At 68.6% G+C, this 17498-nt stretch carries 14 protein-coding genes and 1 pseudogene; 9 read left to right on the forward strand and 6 right to left on the reverse strand.

The genetic code is table 11. From position 1 onward, the window contains the following. Positions 1–3: 3 nt before the first annotated feature. Both OVA31_RS21225 and OVA31_RS21230 read right to left on the reverse strand, forming a co-directional pair. Positions 4–1095 carry a FecCD family ABC transporter permease gene (locus tag OVA31_RS21225; RefSeq protein ID WP_267628541.1) on the reverse strand — a complete coding sequence of 364 codons (1092 nt, stop codon included), beginning with the start codon at positions 1093–1095 and terminating at the stop codon, positions 4–6. Continuing rightward, positions 1092–2114 carry a heme/hemin ABC transporter substrate-binding protein gene (locus OVA31_RS21230; protein WP_267631637.1) on the reverse strand — a complete coding sequence of 341 codons (1023 nt, stop codon included), beginning with the start codon at positions 2112–2114 and terminating at the stop codon, positions 1092–1094. Before OVA31_RS21230 ends, OVA31_RS21225 begins: the two co-directional genes overlap by 4 nt. A gap of 159 nt (positions 2115–2273) precedes the next feature. On the opposite strand from OVA31_RS21230, the gene map reads away from it, so the two are divergent. Genes map through OVA31_RS21245 form a run of 3 tightly spaced genes read left to right on the forward strand, consistent with a single transcriptional unit; the run spans position 2274 to position 5544 of the window. Beyond that, positions 2274–3137 carry a type I methionyl aminopeptidase gene (gene map / locus OVA31_RS21235; protein WP_267628542.1) on the forward strand — a complete coding sequence of 288 codons (864 nt, stop codon included), beginning with the start codon at positions 2274–2276 and terminating at the stop codon, positions 3135–3137. A gap of 10 nt (positions 3138–3147) precedes the next feature. Next, a complete protein-coding gene (locus OVA31_RS21240; protein ID WP_267628543.1) occupies positions 3148–4674 on the forward strand; it encodes a cobyric acid synthase in 1527 nt (508 codons plus the stop codon). A gap of 45 nt (positions 4675–4719) precedes the next feature. After that, on the forward strand, positions 4720–5544 hold the full coding sequence (locus OVA31_RS21245) for an alpha/beta fold hydrolase (RefSeq protein WP_267628544.1): 825 nt from the start codon (positions 4720–4722) through the stop codon (positions 5542–5544). A gap of 21 nt (positions 5545–5565) precedes the next feature. On the opposite strand, the gene OVA31_RS21250 is transcribed toward OVA31_RS21245, so the two are convergent. From OVA31_RS21250 to OVA31_RS21265, 4 genes are read right to left on the reverse strand one after another with little or no spacing between them, the layout of a single operon-like run. Beyond that, complete coding sequence (locus OVA31_RS21250) at positions 5566–6279, reverse strand: FAD-binding oxidoreductase (protein ID WP_267628545.1); 714 nt, start codon at positions 6277–6279, stop codon at positions 5566–5568. Further along, positions 6276–6872: a molybdopterin-dependent oxidoreductase gene (locus tag OVA31_RS21255; RefSeq protein ID WP_267628546.1), complete on the reverse strand. Its 597-nt coding sequence runs from the start codon at positions 6870–6872 to the stop codon at positions 6276–6278. Before OVA31_RS21255 ends, OVA31_RS21250 begins: the two co-directional genes overlap by 4 nt. A 50-nt stretch (positions 6873–6922) precedes the next feature. Beyond that, positions 6923–8317: a mycothione reductase gene (locus OVA31_RS21260; protein ID WP_267628547.1), complete on the reverse strand. Its 1395-nt coding sequence runs from the start codon at positions 8315–8317 to the stop codon at positions 6923–6925. Next, positions 8314–9399 carry an alpha/beta hydrolase gene (locus tag OVA31_RS21265; RefSeq protein ID WP_267628548.1) on the reverse strand — a complete coding sequence of 362 codons (1086 nt, stop codon included), beginning with the start codon at positions 9397–9399 and terminating at the stop codon, positions 8314–8316. The genes OVA31_RS21260 and OVA31_RS21265 overlap by 4 nt, the downstream gene beginning before the upstream one ends. 184 nt (positions 9400–9583) lie before the next feature. Here OVA31_RS21265 and mqo point away from each other — a divergent pair, with 184 nt between their 5' ends. From mqo to OVA31_RS21295, 6 genes and pseudogenes are all read left to right on the forward strand, one after another. Continuing rightward, on the forward strand, positions 9584–11113 hold the full coding sequence (mqo, locus tag OVA31_RS21270) for a malate dehydrogenase (quinone) (protein WP_267628549.1): 1530 nt from the start codon (positions 9584–9586) through the stop codon (positions 11111–11113). Between the two features lie 84 nt (positions 11114–11197). Then, positions 11198–11704: a GNAT family N-acetyltransferase gene (locus OVA31_RS21275; RefSeq protein ID WP_267628550.1), complete on the forward strand. Its 507-nt coding sequence runs from the start codon at positions 11198–11200 to the stop codon at positions 11702–11704. After that, positions 11701–13695: a VWA domain-containing protein gene (locus OVA31_RS21280; protein WP_267628551.1), complete on the forward strand. Its 1995-nt coding sequence runs from the start codon at positions 11701–11703 to the stop codon at positions 13693–13695. Before OVA31_RS21275 ends, OVA31_RS21280 begins: the two co-directional genes overlap by 4 nt. Before the next feature lie 39 nt (positions 13696–13734). Further along, the gene (gene cobO / locus OVA31_RS21285) at positions 13735–14352 is read left to right on the forward strand and encodes a cob(I)yrinic acid a,c-diamide adenosyltransferase (RefSeq protein ID WP_267628552.1); all 618 of its coding nucleotides are present in this window, start codon (positions 13735–13737) and stop codon (positions 14350–14352) included. 43 nt (positions 14353–14395) lie between these two features. Beyond that, positions 14396–15845: pseudogene (locus tag OVA31_RS21290) on the forward strand (cobyrinate a,c-diamide synthase). Next, positions 15842–17491, forward strand: coding sequence for a GAF domain-containing sensor histidine kinase (locus OVA31_RS21295; RefSeq protein ID WP_267628553.1), 1650 nt, complete (start codon positions 15842–15844; stop codon positions 17489–17491). The pseudogene OVA31_RS21290 and the gene OVA31_RS21295 overlap by 4 nt, the downstream one beginning before the upstream one ends. The last annotated feature ends 7 nt before the right edge of the window (positions 17492–17498 follow it).

Below are 17498 nucleotides of genomic sequence, written 5' to 3' on the forward strand. Positions count from 1 at the left end.
TGCTCACCACCCGGCCCCGGCGTGCCTGCTGCGCCGCAGCAGGATGAAGAACACCGGCCCGCCGATCAGCGAGGTGAACATGCCCAGTGGCAGGTCGGCGTCTCCGAGCATGGTGCGCGCCGCCAGGTCTGCGGCGGTGATGACGAGTGCACCGCCCACCACGCTGGTGGGTAGCAGGATCGCGTGTCGGGGTCCGACGATCAGTCGCATCACGTGCGGCACCACGAGGCCCACGAACATGATGATCCCGGAGAACGCCACCGCGGCCGCGGTCAGGATGGACACCAGCACGATGACCTGCCGCCGCACCACTTCCACGTTGACGCCGAGGGAAGCCGCCTGGATCTCGCCCAGTGCCAGCAGATCGAGCTTGTGAACCAGGACGAGTGCGGCCGCGATCGCGGCGATGATCAATGGTGCCGACACCCAGATCTCGTCCCAGGTCGCCCCGGCCAGGGATCCGAGCTGCCAGAACACGATCTGCTCGCGCGCGGCGGTGGAGGCAACGAAGGTGAGGTAGGCGATGATGCCGAGGGCGAAGGCGTTGACCGCGATGCCGGTGAGTACCAGCATGATCGCGGAGGTCGAGCCGTCCCGTAGTGACAACAGGTAGACGGCTGCGGCGGTGAACAGGCCGAACACGAAGGCGGCGCCGGCCAACGCCCAGTCGTTGGTCATGCCGCCGCCGAGCACGATCATCAGGCATGCGCCGACCGCAGCCCCCGACGACACCCCGATGATGCCGGGCTCGGCGAGGGGATTGGCCAGCACGCCCTGGAGCAGGCACCCGCCGGCGCCGAGCGCGGCCCCGACCAGCAGACCCAGGACGATGCGCGGGAAACGCACATTCCACAGGGCGCCCTCGCCGTTGGGGTGCGACGGGAGCGGTCCGAGGTCGAGATGGAAGTGGTGGGCGAGACTGCCGAGGACCTCGATCGGCGGCACCGACACCTTGCCGACGCCTGCCGAGACGACGATGAGTGCCGCGGTCGCGACCACCATCACCGCCATCACGGTGATGTTGCGGGTTCGGTGCCGGTTGCGGTGGTCGGCCGTCGTGGCCGCGGAGGCCCGAGGTGTGGTCGGGGCGCTCATGTGTAGATCGCCCGGGCGAGGGAGCCGAGCACCTCGCCGACATCGGGACCGAAGGCGAGGATCTTCGTCTCGTCCATCTGCACCACACGTCTGTTGCGGCCGGCGTCGGTCTCCGCGATCCCCGGCAGGCCCAGTACTCCGTCGAGGCCGCCGACCGTGTCGGCGCCCTGGGTCATCACCAGGATCACGTCGGGATCGGCCTTGATCATCGCCTCGGCGCTGATCGCGGTGAACGCCCCGGTCAGGTCGGCCTCGGTTCCGGCGTCCTTGCCCCCGAGGCTCGCGATGAGGTCGTCGGCGCCGGAGCCGGGGCCGGCGAGCAGGATCAGGTTGCGACCGCGGATGTAGACGAATGCCATCGTCGGGTCGCCGGACGGCGACGGCACGAGCCTCTCGGCGGCGGCGACCTCGGCGTCGGTGCGCGAGACGAGCTGTTCACCCTGGCGCGGAACACCGAGTGCACCGGCGACCGAGCGCATGAGTGAGTCGTTGGACTGCAGGCTTCGCGTACCGGGGAACGCCACGACGGTCACCCCGGAGTCGCGGATCTGATCGACCGCAGCGGCCGGGACGGTGTTCTCGTCGACGAGCAACACGCTGGGGTTCAGCGCGAGCACGGCCTCGGCGTCGAGGCTGTGGCCCCGGTTGGTGACCACCGGTAGGCGCGCGGCCGACGGGAACGCCGTCGACGTGTCCCGCCCGACGACGTGGGAGCCCAGACCCAGCGAGAAGACGATGCTGCCGAGCGTCCCGTTGATGTCGACGGCGATGATGCGACTGGCGTCGGCCACGGTGACCTTGCCGTAGCGGACCGAGTCCACGGTCGCCGGCAGTGACGGTGTCGGGTCGTCTGCGACGGGCCGCACGTCACGCTCCGGCAGATCGGCGGTCCGAGGACCGTTGTGCAGGTGTTCGGTGGGGTCCACCGACGACCCGGATGTCTGCTCGATCGGCTCGACGAAGCACGCCGTGGTGGAACCCGCCAGCATCAGTACCGCCAGAACGAGGGCCGGCCGCATCAGTCGGCGCGCCCTCGTCGTCACCTGCTCACCCGCATCACTCGTCCTCCGCACCCGTCTACTGAGTCTCACCTTAGTTCGCGCCGATGGTCCACCCGTGTGCCGGGACCAGTGCCCGCGGCGTTCACCTCGCCCGAGAGGTCTGGATAAGCTGGGTGCATGACTGTTCGCGCTGCCCTGCGGCCCGGCACCGTGTCGCCGACCCGCCCGGTTCCCGACTCGATCGAGCGTCCCGAGTACGCGTGGAAACCGACGGCGAACGAGGGAAACGAACCATGGGTCCAGACCCCGGAGACCATCGAGAAGATGCGGCTGGCGAGCAGGATCGCCGCCAACGCGCTTGCACAGGCGGGTGCCGCGGTGGCGCCCGGCGTCACCACCGATGAGCTGGACCGCATCGCCCACGAGTACATGGTCGACCATGGCGCCTACCCGTCGACCTTGGGCTACAAGGGTTTTCCCAAGTCGTGCTGTACGTCGCTGAATGAGATCATCTGCCACGGAATCCCGGACTCGACGGTCGTCGAGGACGGCGACATCGTCAACATCGACGTGACCGCCTACATCGACGGCGTGCACGGTGACACCAACGCGACGTTCTTGGCCGGCGACGTCGCGTCCGAGGCCGCCGATCTCGTCGAGCGGACACGGGTCGCCACCGAGCGCGCCATCAAGGCGGTCAAACCCGGCCGGGAACTCAACGTCATCGGCCGGGTTATCGAGGCGTACGCGAACCGGTTCGGCTACAACGTGGTGCGCGATTTCACCGGGCACGGTATCGGTGAGACCTTTCACAACGGACTCGTGGTCCTGCACTACGACCAGCCCAACGTGGACACCGTCATCGAGCCGGGCATGGTGTTCACCATCGAACCGATGATCAACCTCGGTGGCCTCGGCTACGAGATCTGGGATGACGGCTGGACCGTCGCGACGACGGACAAGAAGTGGACCGCCCAGTTCGAGCACACCCTCGTGGTGACCGAGAACGGCGCGGAGATCCTCACTCTGCCGGACGCCTGACACCACCGGGGTGAAGGGTGCACTCCTGGTCGGCGGCACCAGTTCCGACGCAGGCAAGAGTCTGATCGTCGCCGGACTGTGCCGTCACCTGGCCAGGCAGGGGATTCGTGTCGCGCCCTTCAAGGCGCAGAACATGTCGAACAACTCCGTGGTCACCCTCGACGGCGGGGAGATCGGGCGCGCACAGGCTCTGCAGGCCTTCGCGTGTGGGCTGGAACCGTCGACCCGTTTCAATCCGGTGCTGCTCAAACCGGGCAGTGATCGTCGGTCTCACGTGGTGGTGCGCGGACAACCCGCCGGTGACGTCGGTGCCCGCGACTACCACGCGTGGCGCGCTCGGCTCGTGGGGATCGTGGCCGACGAACTGGCCTCGCTCCGAGACGATTTCGACGTCGTGATCGGTGAGGGTGCCGGCTCGGTCGCGGAGATCAACCTACGTCCGACCGACATCGCGAACATGGGTCTCGCGCGGTCGGCGGATCTGCCGGTGATCCTGGTGAGCGACATCGACCGCGGCGGTTCACTGGCTCACCTGTTCGGCACGACGGCCGTGCTCGACGCCGCGGATCAGCGACTGATCGCCGGATTCGTGATCAACAAGTTCCGGGGCGACCCGGCGATCCTCGCGCCCGGACTCGACCAGTTGCGGGGACTGACCGGACGATCCACCTTCGGGGTGATCCCGTTCCGGTCCGATCTCTGGATCGACGCCGAGGATTCGCTCGCCGCTCCGGTCGGCCGCCGGGTCGGGCCTCCCGACGACAGCACCGATCCGTCCGCGGTGCACCTGTCGGTGGCGGCCATCCGATTGCCGCGGGTGTCCAACACCACGGACGTGGAGGCCTTGGGCTGTGAGCCCGGGGTGGACGTGACCTGGGTCGACGACGCGGCGAGCGTGGCGTCGGCGGATCTGGTGGTACTGCCGGGTACGCGTGCGACGGTCTCGGATCTCGCGTGGCTCCGGAGCCGGGGACTCGCCGACGCGCTGGTCGGTCGCGCACGGCGGGGGTGGCCGGTGATCGGGATCTGTGGCGGCTTCCAGATGCTCGGGCGCCACATCGACGATCCGGTGGAGTCGGGCGCCGGTCCGGTCGATGGCCTCGGGATTCTCGATCTGGACATCGGCTTCGAATCGGGCAAGGTGCTGCGGCAGGTGACCGGCAACAGCGACGGCAGGCCGATCAGTGGTTATGAGATCCACCACGGCCGCGTGCGGTCGTCGGGTGAGCGGCCGTGGATCGTGGATGCACAGAACGGTCCCGAGGGCGCAGTACGCGGGGCCGTGCGCGGGACGCACTGGCACGGGCTGCTCGCCTCCGACGCCTTTCGCCGTGATCTGCTGTGCACGGTGGCCGAGGAACGTGGTGTCACCGGCTTCGTCGCCGCCGCGGACACGGTCGTGAACGAGATCCGCGGCGCACAGGTCGACCTCATGGCCGATCTCGTCGGCGAGCACCTCGACCTCGCAGCGCTGGAGGCGATCATCGAGCACGGCCCGGACCCGCGATCTCCGGTGATCACTCATCGCCTCGAATGACCGGCGCCGAAGCCCGAGCCGGGCGATCTCGCCTATCCTGGGCCCGTGGACACGCAACAGCGCGCGGTGAGGGTCGGGGAATACACATTCGACGTCCGGATCGGCGGACCCGAGGACGGCAAATGGGTGCTGCTCCTGCACGGATTCCCGGTCAACAGTTCGTGCTTCGACGCGGTGGTCCCGCGGCTGCACGAGAGCGGACTGCGCACCATCGTCTTCGATCAGCGGGGCTACAGCCCGGGTGCCCGACCGGACGGTACGGATGCCTATCACCTGTCCAACCTCGTCGATGACGCCCTCGGCGTCCTCGATGAACTCGGAGTCCAGTACGCGATGGTGGTCGGGCACGATTGGGGAGGCATCGTCGCGTGGCATCTGGCAGCCAGGCATCTGGACCGGTTCACGAGTCTCGTCGCGGCGAGTACGGGTCATCCGTCGGCAATGCGCGACGCGCTGTCGTCGAGCGATCAGCGTGAGAAGTCCTCATACATCAAGGATTTCATCGCCGACGACGCCGAGGAGAAGCTTTTGGCGCGCAACGGCGTGCTGTTGCGCCGGGCGGGGGTCACCGCCGACGAGCTCAAGCCCCTCATGGAGCCGGGTGCGCTGACCGGACCGCTGAACTGGTACCGCGCGAACTTCACCGGGAACATCGCCGACACCCTGGCCTGCCCGGCCGTCGAGATCCCCACGACGATGGTGTGGGGCGACGGCGACACCGCGCTCGGGCGGGAACAGGCAGAGCTCAGCGGCCGCTACGCGTATTCCGATTACCGGTTCTGCGAACTGCCCGGCGTGGACCACTGGATTCCGCAGCACGCCGCCGCGGCGCTGGCGAGTGAGATCGCACTGCGATCCGCGATGTTCTGACGGCTGTTCTGACGCCGACGGTCAGCCGAAGCGTTCGGTGCGGACCCGCCCCGGCTCATGCCCGGCCGCGACCATCGCGGCCGCACACTGCTCGACGAAACCGTTGGGCCCGCAGATGAACACCGTCGGATCGTGGTCGGGCGACATCGTGATCTCGGCGAGTTCACCGCCGCCGAGCCGCCCGACCGGTCGCGGATCGTCGGCTGGGGCCTCCCGGGTGTAGGCGAGATGGACCGGCATCCGTCCCCGGTGCATCAGTTGTCGCAGTTCATCGGCGAACAGGAGGCGGTCCGGCGATCGCAACGAGTACACGAGTCCGAACGGCACCATCGGCGCAGTGACCTCTCGGCTGCGGATCATCGCCATCAGTGGCGCGAGTCCGGAGCCGCCCGCGATGAGCTGCACAGGGTGCGGGTCCTGGTCGTCCCAGGTGAACCAACCGCCGTGTGCACGTGTCACCTCGAGCGGCTCACCAACCTCGACCACGTCGACGAGATAGGGCGACACCTCGCCGTCGTCGGCGCGTTCGATGGTGACCTCGATCGTCCGTGTCTCGCGGACATCGGACAGCGAATAGGTGCGGGCGGTCGAATAGCCGTCCTCGGCGGTCAGGCGGATGTCGATGTGCTGGCCGGGCAGTCCTTGAAACGGCTCGGCAAGGCCGAGACGTAGCGAACGCGCACTGGTGCTGTGACGGATCTGCGAGAGGACCGTCGTCACCTGCCATTCGTTCATGAGTAGCGCTGCTCTGTCCAGGGGTCGCCGTGCATGTGGTAGCCGCGGCTCTCCCAGAACCCCGGGGTGTCGCCCGGCATGAATCGCAGTCGGCGCACCCATTTGGCGCTCTTCCAGAAATACAGATGGGGCACCAGCAACCGTGCCGGACCGCCGTGTTCGGCCGGGAGTGGCTCGCCGTCGTAGGAATCGGCGATCCAGCCCCGGCCCGACACGAGGTCGGCCACCGCCAGGTTGGTCGTGTACCCGCCGTGGCAGTGGGCCATCACATGGCTGTCGCCGGGCCAGGGGAGGTTGCTCATGATGGTGTCGAAAGAGACGCCACGCCACCGTGTCTCGAACTTCGACCAGCGGGTCACGCAATGGATGTCGGTGACTATCTCCTCGTGTGGGAGGTCCTGGAATCGAGCCCAGTCCCAGGTGTGCGCCCGGTGATCCGACGACTGCATGGTCAACGACCAGTCGTCGAGCGCGATGGCCGGTGTCGGCTCGGCGGACAGCACCGGGAAATCGAAGGTCCGGTACTGGCCCGGCGGCAGGCGGGTGGCGTCGCGATCACGACGGCCCACGAATCCCCGGTTCACGATCGCCATGCCGAGATCCTACGCGCCGGATCGGATCTCGCAGCGCGAACGAAACCGTCTCAGAGTTCGAGGCCGAGCAGCGCGTTCTCCAGGACCTCGGGCATGGCCGGGTGAATCCAGTACTGCCCACGCGCCATGTCGGATGCGTTGAGGCCGAACGACATCGCCTGGATGACCGGCTGGATCACGGTGGGCGCCTGCGGGCCCATGATGTGGCAGCCCAGCAAGCGGCCGGTGCCGCGTTCTGCGATCAGCTTGCAGAACCCCGTCGAGTCCTCCATCGCCCAGCCGTACGCGACGTCGCCGTAGGCCTGCACCTTCACGGTGACGTCGAGCCCGAGGTCGCGCGCTCGGGTCTCGGTGAGGCCAACCGACGCGATCTGCGGATGCGTGAACACCGCCGCGGGAACGAAACGATGATCGAAGGCGACCAGATCGTCGGCATCCCAGCCCTTCAGCAAGTTCGCCTGGACCACCCGCTCCTCGTGGTTGGCGACGTGTTTGAGCTGATAGGGGGAACTCACGTCGCCGAGCGCCCACACACCGGCGGCATCGGTACGCCCATGCCGATCGCAGACGACGCGGCCGTGTTCGTCGAGGGCGACGCCGATCGATCCCAGGTTGAGACGGTCACCGTTCGGTTTGCGACCGGTGGCCACGAGCAAGGCGTCACCGTCGACGTGGGTGCCGTCCTCGAAGCTGACCCGCACCCCGCCGTCGGGCAGGTCGATGGCGCCGGCCACGTCGGTGTCGAGGTGGACGTCCCATTTCTCGGCGGCGATCTCGGTGAACCGCGCGGCGATCTCGGCGTCGAGATGCCGGAGCAATGCGGGGCCGCGCGCGATGATCGAGACCTCGGTGCCGAGCGCGCCGAAGACGTGGGCGAATTCGGCTGCCACATAGCCACTTCCGATGATGACCAGTCGCTCGGGAAGCCGCTCGAGGCGCATCACGTCGTCGCTGGTGTGGTAGCGCACATCGCATTCGGCGATGATCGGCGGCACGGTCGCACGTGAGCCCGCGGCGATGACCACCTCGGTGGCCAGGACGACGGCGCCGGGGGTGACGAGCCGATATCGGCCGTCGTCGTCGCGGCCGTCGAACTCGACGTGCGCGGAGTGCACGGTGATGTTCGCGCACCGGTCGACGCGGTACTCCTTGCCACCGGCCGAGATCGGGTCGATGCGGCCGAAGATCCGGTCGACGATCGCAGGCCAGTCCACGGATTCGACACGCGCGTGCACGCCGTACCGGTCGGAATGGCGGGCCATCTCGGCCACCTCGGCGGCGTAGACGAACATCTTGGTGGGGATGCAGCCGACGTTGAGGCAGGTGCCGCCGTAGACACCTTCCTCGAAGATCGCGATGGTCCGGTCGTCGAAGCGCTCGTCGGGGATGGAGTTGCCGCTGCCGGAACCGATGATGGCGAGGTCGACGATCTGTGTCTCGGTCATGCGCCGCCCACCAGCGATCGGGTGTCGGCTCCGTCGGTGGGCACCGAGAGGGTGGCGCGCATCCACTTCTCGACTTCGCGGTAGGCCTGGCCGCGGGCGTTCTCGACCGAGAGGAACACGTCATGACGCGCGTCGGCAACGGGCGTCACCGACACGCGGTCGCCCAGATAGCCGCTCCAGCGGGCCATATGCCGGACGTCGAGGACGACGTCGGCGTTGTTCACGCCCGCCCCGTGACCGCGATCGAACAGCGTCTTGTCCGATCGCAACACCAACGACGGGACACCGACGTCGATGCCGCGGTGCAGTCGTGCCTGACCTCTGCGGACCGCGGTGAGGAACCCGAAGGTGACCGGGAATCCGCCCATCGGCTTCAGCGAAAGGTCGAACGTCCATTCGCCGCCGGTGGTCTCGTGGATGCTTCGGCCGTAGCCGTCGGACAGCTCCTGGGGGATCACTGTTCTCGGTCGCGCCGCCGCGACACCGCGCAGGACGAGCGAGACCGGGAGCGATCGCAGGACCGGGCTGCCCTGGAGGTCGAACCAGGGGCTGTTGAGGAGCAGCCCGCTCACGTGGGCGTGGCGGCCGGGTGCCTCGGTGCGGAGCCGGTCCAGCCAGAGCGGCGTGATGAGGCCTCCGGTGGAATGCGCGGCGACGATCACGCGGGCCGAGCCACCGTCGGCCGCCGTCTCGTCGACGATCACGTCGAGTGCCCGGCCGAGTTCCTCGTCGTACTGGCGCAGGTCGGTGGTGAAGTGCGCGGTGTGATGCGGCTTCAGGGAACGCCCGCACTTGCGCAGATCGAGGGCGTAGAAGGCGTAACCCCGCTCATGGAAGAAGTCGGCGAGGGGCTCGTGGAAGAAGTAGTCGGTGAAGCCGTGCACGTACAGGACGGCTCCGTTGGGGAAGCTCGTGTCGGCGTCGCCTGCCTTGCGGACCAGGGTGGCGGTGATCGGGTCCTCGCCGTCGGGATCGGGCCCCAGCGGCAGGGTGAGGATCTCGTAGCGGTCGAGCAGGCGATCGGGTTGCCAGTTCGCGGTGGGCGGTCCATCCTGGCGGTCGGCCCCGTGGGTTGCGGTCACGGCATCCACTGTAGAGAAACCCCCGGATGCGAATACCGGCGCCAAGTGTCGCCCAGCCCACATTTTGGCCCAGGCGATTCCGTCGTTCGGCGGATGATGGGGAACAATGGCCGTTGACAGGGACGACAACAGCGGCGAGAGCCGTCGGCCTCGATCGTCCAACCTGTGCGAAGGAGAGCTCCTCGTGTCTCAATCGGTGATCAAGACGGACGTCGCGCTGGTCGGTGCCGGAATCATGAGCGCCACACTCGGCGCCTTGCTGCGGCGGCTGCAGCCCGACTGGTCGATCAGCCTGTTCGAACGGCTCGACGCCGCGGGTGCCGAGAGCAGCGATCCGTGGAACAACGCGGGCACCGGCCACTCGGCCCTCTGCGAACTGAACTACACGCCGAAGACCGCCGACGGTGACGTGAACATCGACAAGGCGCTCAACATCAACGAGCAGTTCCAGGTCTCGCGGCAGTTCTGGGCGAACTCGGTGGACAACGGCATCCTGGGCGACCCGAGTGAGTTCATCAACCCGATCCCGCACGTCAGCTTCACGCACGGTCCCGCAGGCGTCGACTACCTCCGCAAGCGCTACGACCGCCTGGCCGGGCAGGTGCTCTTCGAGGGCATGGAGTTCATCGACGACCCGACCGAGTTCAGCGCGCGGCTCCCGCTGATGTCGGCCGGTCGCGACTTCTCCGACCCGGTCGCGCTGAACTGGTTCACCGACGGCACCGATGTCGACTTCGGCGCCCTCACCCAACAGCTGCTCAACTTCGTCGGTCGCACCGGCGCCGACATCTACTACGGGCACGACGTCACCAACCTGTCCAAGCAGTCCGACGGCAGCTGGGTCATCAAGGTCCGCAACCTGCGGACCAAGGAGAAGCGGACCGTCCACGCCAAGTTCGTCTTCGTCGGGGCCGGTGGCGGCGCACTCCACCTCCTGCAGAAGTCGGGCATCAAGGAGGCGAAGGGGTTCGGCGGATTCCCGGTCTCGGGCGAGTTCTTCCGCTGCACGAACCCCGACCTGATCTCCGAACATCAGGCCAAGGTCTACGGGCAGGCCGCCGTCGGCGCGCCGCCGATGTCGGTGCCGCATCTCGACACCCGCGTCATCAATCACCAGCCGGGACTGCTGTTCGGTCCGTACGCGGGCTGGTCGCCGAAATTCCTCAAGAACGGCAAGCTCACCGACCTGCCGTACTCGGTCAAGGCGAACAATCTGTTGCCCATGCTGTCCATCGCTCCGCAGGAGTTCGGGCTGCTCAAGTACCTGATCAGCGAACTCGCGGCGAACCGCGCGGATCGCGTCAACACGTTGAGCGAGTTCGTCCCGCGCGCCGACGGCGGTGACTGGGAGATCATCACGGCAGGCCAGCGAGTCCAGGTGATCCGCAAGACCGGCGTCGGCGGCACACTCGAGTTCGGGACCGCGGTGGTCACGGCCGGAGACGGCACGATCGCCGGCCTGCTCGGCGCCTCACCGGGCGCCTCGACGGCGGTGCCCGCGATGCTCCAGGTCCTCGAGAAGTGCTTCCCGAACGAGTACGCGGGATGGGGGCCGGCGCTCACCGAGATGATCCCGTCGTTCGGACAGAAGCTCTCGGACAATCGCGACCTCTTCCGTCAGGTCTGGGACTGGACCACGGCCAGCCTGCAACTCAAGCGCGGCGCCGTGGACACCCGCGTCGAGGCGGATCGCACACCTGCCGCGGCGTTGTGACATCGATGCCGCCGACGTCAGCGCCGTCCGATCGACACGGGCGCGGCTGGTGCGACCGAACACCGATGTGATAGTCACGACACCATGACTCCGGTAGGGCAACTGCGCCAGAGCCCGGCCGCAGACCTCGATGCGGCGACGCTCTATCAGATCCTGCGGTTGCGGGTGGACGTCTTCGTCGTCGAACAGGCCTGCCCGTACCCGGAACTCGACGGCCGTGACCTCGAGCCGAACACACGTCAGTTCTGGATCTCCGACACCGAAGGATGCGTGATCGCCACCTTGCGGCTCCTGACCGAACCGCCGTCGGCCGACGGCAGGCCCCTGTTCCGTATCGGCCGGGTGTGCACAGAGCGCTCGCATCGTGGTGAGGGTCTGACCGCACGTCTGTTGTCGGCCGCGCTCGCCGAGGTCGGCGACGATCCGTGTCGGATCGAGGCGCAGGCCTACCTGGTCGAGATGTATGCGAAATTCGGTTTCGTGCCCGAGGGTGACGAGTACCTCGAGGACGGGATTCCGCACGTCTCGATGGTCCGGGACCGCGGTGTGGCAACCGATCGCGTCGGTGCCTCTCCGGACACCGTCCGATGAGTGGTCGCCACCGTTCGTCGGGGGAACCGACCCTGACCCGTTACCCGTTCAGCGCTGTCGTCGGGCAGGAGCGGCTGAAACTCGCGTTGATCCTGTCCGCCATCTCGCCCGGGATCGGGGGAGTCCTGATCCGTGGTGAGAAGGGAACGGCCAAGTCGACGATCGTCCGGGGACTCGGCCCGCTTCTCGCCGGTGACCCCACCCGGACCGACGACGCCCGAGGTCGCGTCGTCGAACTCCCGATCGGCGCCACCGAGGACCGCGTCATCGGCTCCCTCGACCTGACCGCGGTACTCAGTGAGGGCCGTGCGGAGTTCACCCCCGGTCTGCTGGCACGGGCCGACGGCGGCGTGCTCTACATCGACGAGGTCAACCTCCTCGCCGATCACCTCGTCGACGTTCTCCTCGACGCCGCCGCCAGCGGCCGGGTCGCCATCGAACGAGATGGTGTGTCGCACACCCAATCCGCCGATTTCGTGTTGGTGGGGACGATGAACCCGGAAGAAGGGGAGCTCCGGCCGCAGCTGCTCGACCGCTTCGGCCTCGCGGTGGACGTGGCCGCCGGTCGCGACATCTCGGAGCGGGTGGAGATCGTCTCGCGCCGAATGGAATTCGATGCCGACCCGGACGGTTTCGCGGCGCGCCATCAGGACTCGGAGCGGGAACTGACGCGACGGATCGGCACCGCCCGCGAGCTGATGTCGTCGGTCACCATCCCGCCCGAGGAATTGCGCCGGATCGCCGGGATCTGCGCACACCTCGACGTCGACGGGTTGCGCGGAGACATCGTGGTCGCGCGGACGGCGGCCGCGCACGCCGCATGGCGCGAGGCCCTCGAGGTCACCGAGGACGATGTCCGGGTGGCCGTCGAGTTGGCGTTGCCACATCGCAGGCGCCGGAATCCGTTCGACGAATCCGGTTTGACCACCGAACAACTCGACGATGCGATGGATGCAGGCGACCAGGCCGCTGGATCGGGGGAGCCCGACGACGATCCCGATCCCACGGATCCGGGACCGGGCGGAAGCGACGGCCCCGGTGAGGATGCCTCTCCCGGTACGGATGAATCCGCCGGGACGACAGCAGATCCGGGAGCAGATCCGGGAGCAGACACCGGTGGCGATACCGATGCCGACGAGAAGACACCGGCCCCGGGAGCGCGATTCGGGACACCGCCGCCTCGCGCGAGCGCGCCCACCGTGCGGAGACTGCGGGTGGGCGGTGTCGGTGACGGCGATCCCGGACGCCGATCGCGCGCGCGGTCCCGTAGGGGACACACCACGCATGCGACCGCATTCGAGCACGGCCGGCCGGTCCATCTGTTCGGCACCATCCTGAATGCGGCCGAGCGCCACCACGGTTCGTCGGGTTCCACGGGGTCGGGGAACTCCTCGCCGATGCGGGTCGCCGCCGACGATCTGCGCGCCGCCCAGCGCATCGGTCAGGAGGGCAACCTCGTCGTCTTCCTCGTCGACCTGTCGGGTTCGATGACCGCGCGACGTCGGCTCACCACCGTGAGCAGCGTGTGCGTCGATCTGCTGCGCGATTCCTACACCCGGCGCGACCGGGTGGCGGTTGTCGTCGCGCGGGGGGCGTCGGCATCGGTGGCCGTGCCGCCGACCAAGTCCGTCGACATCGCTGTGCGCCGGCTGGCCGACCTCCGCACCGGCGGGCGCACCCCGCTGGCGGAGGGGATCACCACCGCGGCCGAGCTCATCGAGCGGGCCGGACGCCGGGAGCCGCAGCGACGTCCGTTGCTGGTCGTCCTCACCGACGGGCGCGCGACCGCGGGCCCGGATGCCGCCGGCCGTGCACGGTCGGCCGCCGCCGCGATCGGGCGCCGCGACATCGATGCGGTGGTCGTGGACTGCGAGCAGGGCATGATCCGGCTGGGCTTGGCGAACGACCTCGCCGCCGCCATGGGGGCCCGATGCCTGCCGATGGACGAACTCACCGCCGGCGTGCTCGCCCGTCCAGGACGAGCCGCCTGACATCTGTTCTGCACCAGCGAGAAACGGCAGGAGGCCGCAATGCCGCAAGGAGTGCCCGACACCATCCCCGACGACGGGCTCACCACCCGGCAACGCCGGAACCAGCCGGTCCTGGCAGTGCACACCGGGGACGGCAAGGGCAAGTCGACGGCCGCGTTCGGGATGGCGATGCGTGCGTGGAACGCCGGCATGCGGGTGGCCGTGTTCCAGTTCGTCAAGAGCGCCAAGTGGCGCGTCGGCGAGGAGACCGCGCTCACGGCGCTGGGCACCGTGCACGAGCAGACCGGTCAGGGCGGCCCGGTCGAATGGCACAAGATGGGGCAAGGCTGGTCGTGGCTGCGTGCCAACGAAGACCATGATGCCGACCATGCCGACGCCGCTCGCGCCGGATGGGCGGAGATAGCTCGGCGGCTGGCCGCCGAGCAGCACGATTTCTACGTGCTGGACGAGTTCACCTACCCGCTCGACTGGGGCTGGGTCGACACCGACGAGGTGGTCTCCGCGCTCGGTGGTCGACCCGGTCGGCAGCATGTCGTCATCACCGGGCGTCGCGCCCCGTCGGCCCTGGTCGACGCTGCCGACCTCGTCACCGAGATGCGTAAGGTCGCCCACCCGATGGATGCAGGTCGCAAGGGGCAGAAGGGCATCGAGTGGTGACGCCGTCCTCGAATGCCACGGCTCTCGTTCCGGAGGGGCCGGGATGAGTTCGGTCCCGGCCGTCGTGATCGCCGCCCCCGCATCGGGGAGTGGAAAGACGACGGTGTCGACCGGACTGATCGGGGCGCTGCGGACCGCCGGACACCGCGTCGCGCCGTTCAAGGTCGGGCCCGACTACATCGACCCCGGTTATCACGCGGTTGCAGCCGGGGTGGTCGGCCGCAATCTCGATCCCAACTTGGTGGGGACGGATCTCGTCGCACCGCTGTTCGCCGCGGGGACCGTGGGCGCCGACATCGCCGTCGTGGAGGGGGTGATGGGGCTGTTCGACGGCCGCATCCTGCCCGACGACGCCGGTGGCGATCCGAGTGGCTTCGGCTCGACCGCCCATGTCGCCCAACTGATCGGCGCGCCGGTTGTCCTGGTGGTGGACGCGGCCGGACACAGCCAGTCGCTCGCCGCCCTGCTGCAGGGCTTCGTCGGGTACGACCCGTCGATCCACGTCGCGGGGGTCATCCTGAACCGAGTGGGTTCGGATCGTCACGAGACCGTCCTGCGTCAGGCGTGTGCACGTGCCGGCCTGCCGGTGTTCGGGGTGCTGCGTCGGGCACCCACATCTGCAGGTGCCGTCGCGCCATCTCGGGCTGATCCCGGCTGCCGAACGTCGCGACGACGCGGTCCGAGCGGTCGCCGCGATGACCGCCACGGTCGGTGCGGCGCTGGATCTCCCGGCGATCGTGGCCGCGGCCCGCGGTCGTAGACAGGGACCGGTCGATGCCTGGTCGGCGGCGGACGCGGTCGGCCACGACGGCTTCGGGCCTGCGGGTTCGCGCGCCCAGCGTCCGATCGTGGCGGTCGCGGGTGGTGCCGCATTCACGTTCGGCTATGCCGAACACAGCGAGTTGCTCGCCGCCGCAGGCGCGGACGTCGTCGGGTTCGACCCGCTCCACGATCCGCTGCCGCCCGACACCGACGCCGTCGTCGTCGGGGGTGGTTTCCCGGAAGAGCACGCCGAGGTGCTGTCGGCGAACGAACCGTTGCGCACCGGGCTCGCCGCACACGCACGAGCGGGTCGCCCGATCCTCGCCGAATGTGCCGGATTGCTCTATCTCGCAACCGAACTCGATGGCCATCCGATGGCCGGGGTGCTCGACGTGGCCGGGCGGTTCGGCCCGGCCCTGACGCTGGGTTACCGCGACGGGGTGGCCGTCGCGGATTCCGTCGCATTCGTTGCCGGTGAGCGCGTCACCGGACACGAGTTCCATCGATCCACCGTCGAGGCCCGCGGCGAGATCACGCCCGCGTGGGCCTGGCGCGATCATCGGGGGACAGCCGGTACGCACGGATTCGTACAGGCATCGGTGCACGCCTCCTACCTTCATGTCCATCCGGCCGGTCATCCGGCTGCGGTGACGAGGTTCGTCTCCGCGGCACGGCGTGCCGCCGAGGCGACCGGCCCGGGACGAGACGAGGCGGCGGAGCGCACGGGATGAGCAATCAGGGGCTCGACGACGCTCTCGACGCACTGGCCCGACATGGCGTCGACGATCCGGCTGTCCTGCGCGAACTCCTCGAGGCGGTACTCGTCGTCGGACAGGGACTCGAACTCGACCAAGCCCTGCAGCGGATCGTCGAGGTCGCCTCCGCGGTGGTCGACGCCCGCTACGGTGCGCTCGGTGTCCGCGGACCAGACGGCGGACTCAGTGCATTCGTCTACACCGGTATCAGCAGATCGCAGCGTGCGCGGATGGATCACCTCCCGGTCGGCCGCGGGGTGTTGGGGCTGCTCATCGAGCAACCGCAGGTGTTGCGAATTCCGGCGCTGTCGAAACACCCTGCCTCGGTGGGCTTCCCCGCCAACCATCCGCCGATGAACACGTTCCTCGGTGCGCCGATCATCGTGCGGGGCTCGGTGTTCGGGAGCATCTATCTGACGGAGAAGCAGTCCGCGCCCGAGTTCGGGGAGGTGGACGAGACGCTGGTGGCGGTGCTCGCTGTCGCGGCGGGAATCGCAGTGGACAACGCCCGGCTGTTCGAGAGTGCCCGCACCCGGCACCGCTGGATGCAGGTCATCGCTCGCCGTGGCTCAGAGCCGCTGGCCGGAATCGCGCTCGACGACACGCTGTCCCGGCTGTGTGGCGACGTCACCGAGCTCACCGGCGGTGTCGACGCCTTCATCCTCACCGGCGAGTCCGGGGCTGTCGAGGTGGCCGGGCACACCGGGCGGGCCGTGACGGCGGGGGACATGGCGTTGCCGCCCACGGACATCCACATGGTGCGATCCGCCACCGACCTGTCGTCCGAACTCGTCCGAGGCGGGGCGCGATGGGCGACGGTGCAGCCGCTGCAGCGCGCGGCCGGGGTGTTCGGGTGGATCGTGATCACCCACCGTGAGCGACCCCGGTGGGACGGGGAGGACGCGTCGGGGCTCGCCGGCGTCGCCGAGGTGGCCTCGCTGGCGGTGGCCTACGCCGAACAGCAACAGGTCGCCCGCGATCTGGAGGTGCTCGAGGACCGCCATCGCATCGCCCGGGACCTGCACGACCACGTGATCCAGCGGCTGTTCGCCATCGGGATGTCGGTACAGACGATGTTGGCCACCCAGCCGTCGTCGGGAGAAGGGGCGGACACTCCGGCGGTGCAGAGTGCCACCACGGCCCGCCTCGAGCAGGTGATCGCCGACCTCGACCGGACCATCGCGCAGATCCGCACCTCCATCTTCGACCTGCAGACGATTCCCGGTCATCACGACACCACCACGCTGCGTCGCCGCGTCCTCGACATCGTGTCCGAACTGGCCGCGCGCGCCCCGATCGCACCCGGTGTCGCGTTCGCCGGACCGGTGGACACCGTGGTCCCGGAATCGTTGGGTCCGCACATCGACGCGGTCCTGCGCGAGGGGTTGTCGAACGCCTTGCGGCATGCGCAGGCCCAGCACATCGACGTCTCGGTACGCGCCGAGGACGATGTGTTGTCGGTCGAGATCTGCGACGACGGCGTCGGCATCGGCTCCGACGTGGTCTACCGCGGCCTCGACAACCTGACCCGCCGCGCCGAGGAATGTGACGGGGTGTTCAGCGTGGTGACCCGACCAGGCGCGGGTACCACGCTGACGTGGTCCGTCCCGCTGACCGGCTAGGGCCGCG

The sequence above is a fragment of the Gordonia sp. SL306 genome (assembly GCF_026625785.1).
Classification (GTDB): domain Bacteria; phylum Actinomycetota; class Actinomycetes; order Mycobacteriales; family Mycobacteriaceae; genus Gordonia.

Bases quoted from the DNA above. Each gene is read 5' to 3' on its own strand.
- OVA31_RS21280 (WP_267628551.1), top strand. From the start codon at position 11,701: ATGAGTGGTCGCCACCGTTCGTCGGGGGAACCGACCCTGACCCGTTAC.
- OVA31_RS21260 (WP_267628547.1), bottom strand. From the start codon at position 8,317: ATGACCGAGACACAGATCGTCGACCTCGCCATCATCGGTTCCGGCAGC.
- OVA31_RS21275 (WP_267628550.1), top strand. From the start codon at position 11,198: ATGACTCCGGTAGGGCAACTGCGCCAGAGCCCGGCCGCAGACCTCGAT.
- OVA31_RS21255 (WP_267628546.1), bottom strand. From the start codon at position 6,872: ATGGCGATCGTGAACCGGGGATTCGTGGGCCGTCGTGATCGCGACGCC.
- OVA31_RS21295 (WP_267628553.1), top strand. From the start codon at position 15,842: ATGAGCAATCAGGGGCTCGACGACGCTCTCGACGCACTGGCCCGACAT.
- cobO (WP_267628552.1), top strand. From the start codon at position 13,735: ATGCCGCAAGGAGTGCCCGACACCATCCCCGACGACGGGCTCACCACC.
- map (WP_267628542.1), top strand. From the start codon at position 2,274: ATGACTGTTCGCGCTGCCCTGCGGCCCGGCACCGTGTCGCCGACCCGC.
- OVA31_RS21250 (WP_267628545.1), bottom strand. From the start codon at position 6,279: ATGAACGAATGGCAGGTGACGACGGTCCTCTCGCAGATCCGTCACAGC.
- OVA31_RS21230 (WP_267631637.1), bottom strand. From the start codon at position 2,114: ATGCGGCCGGCCCTCGTTCTGGCGGTACTGATGCTGGCGGGTTCCACC.
- OVA31_RS21225 (WP_267628541.1), bottom strand. From the start codon at position 1,095: ATGAGCGCCCCGACCACACCTCGGGCCTCCGCGGCCACGACGGCCGAC.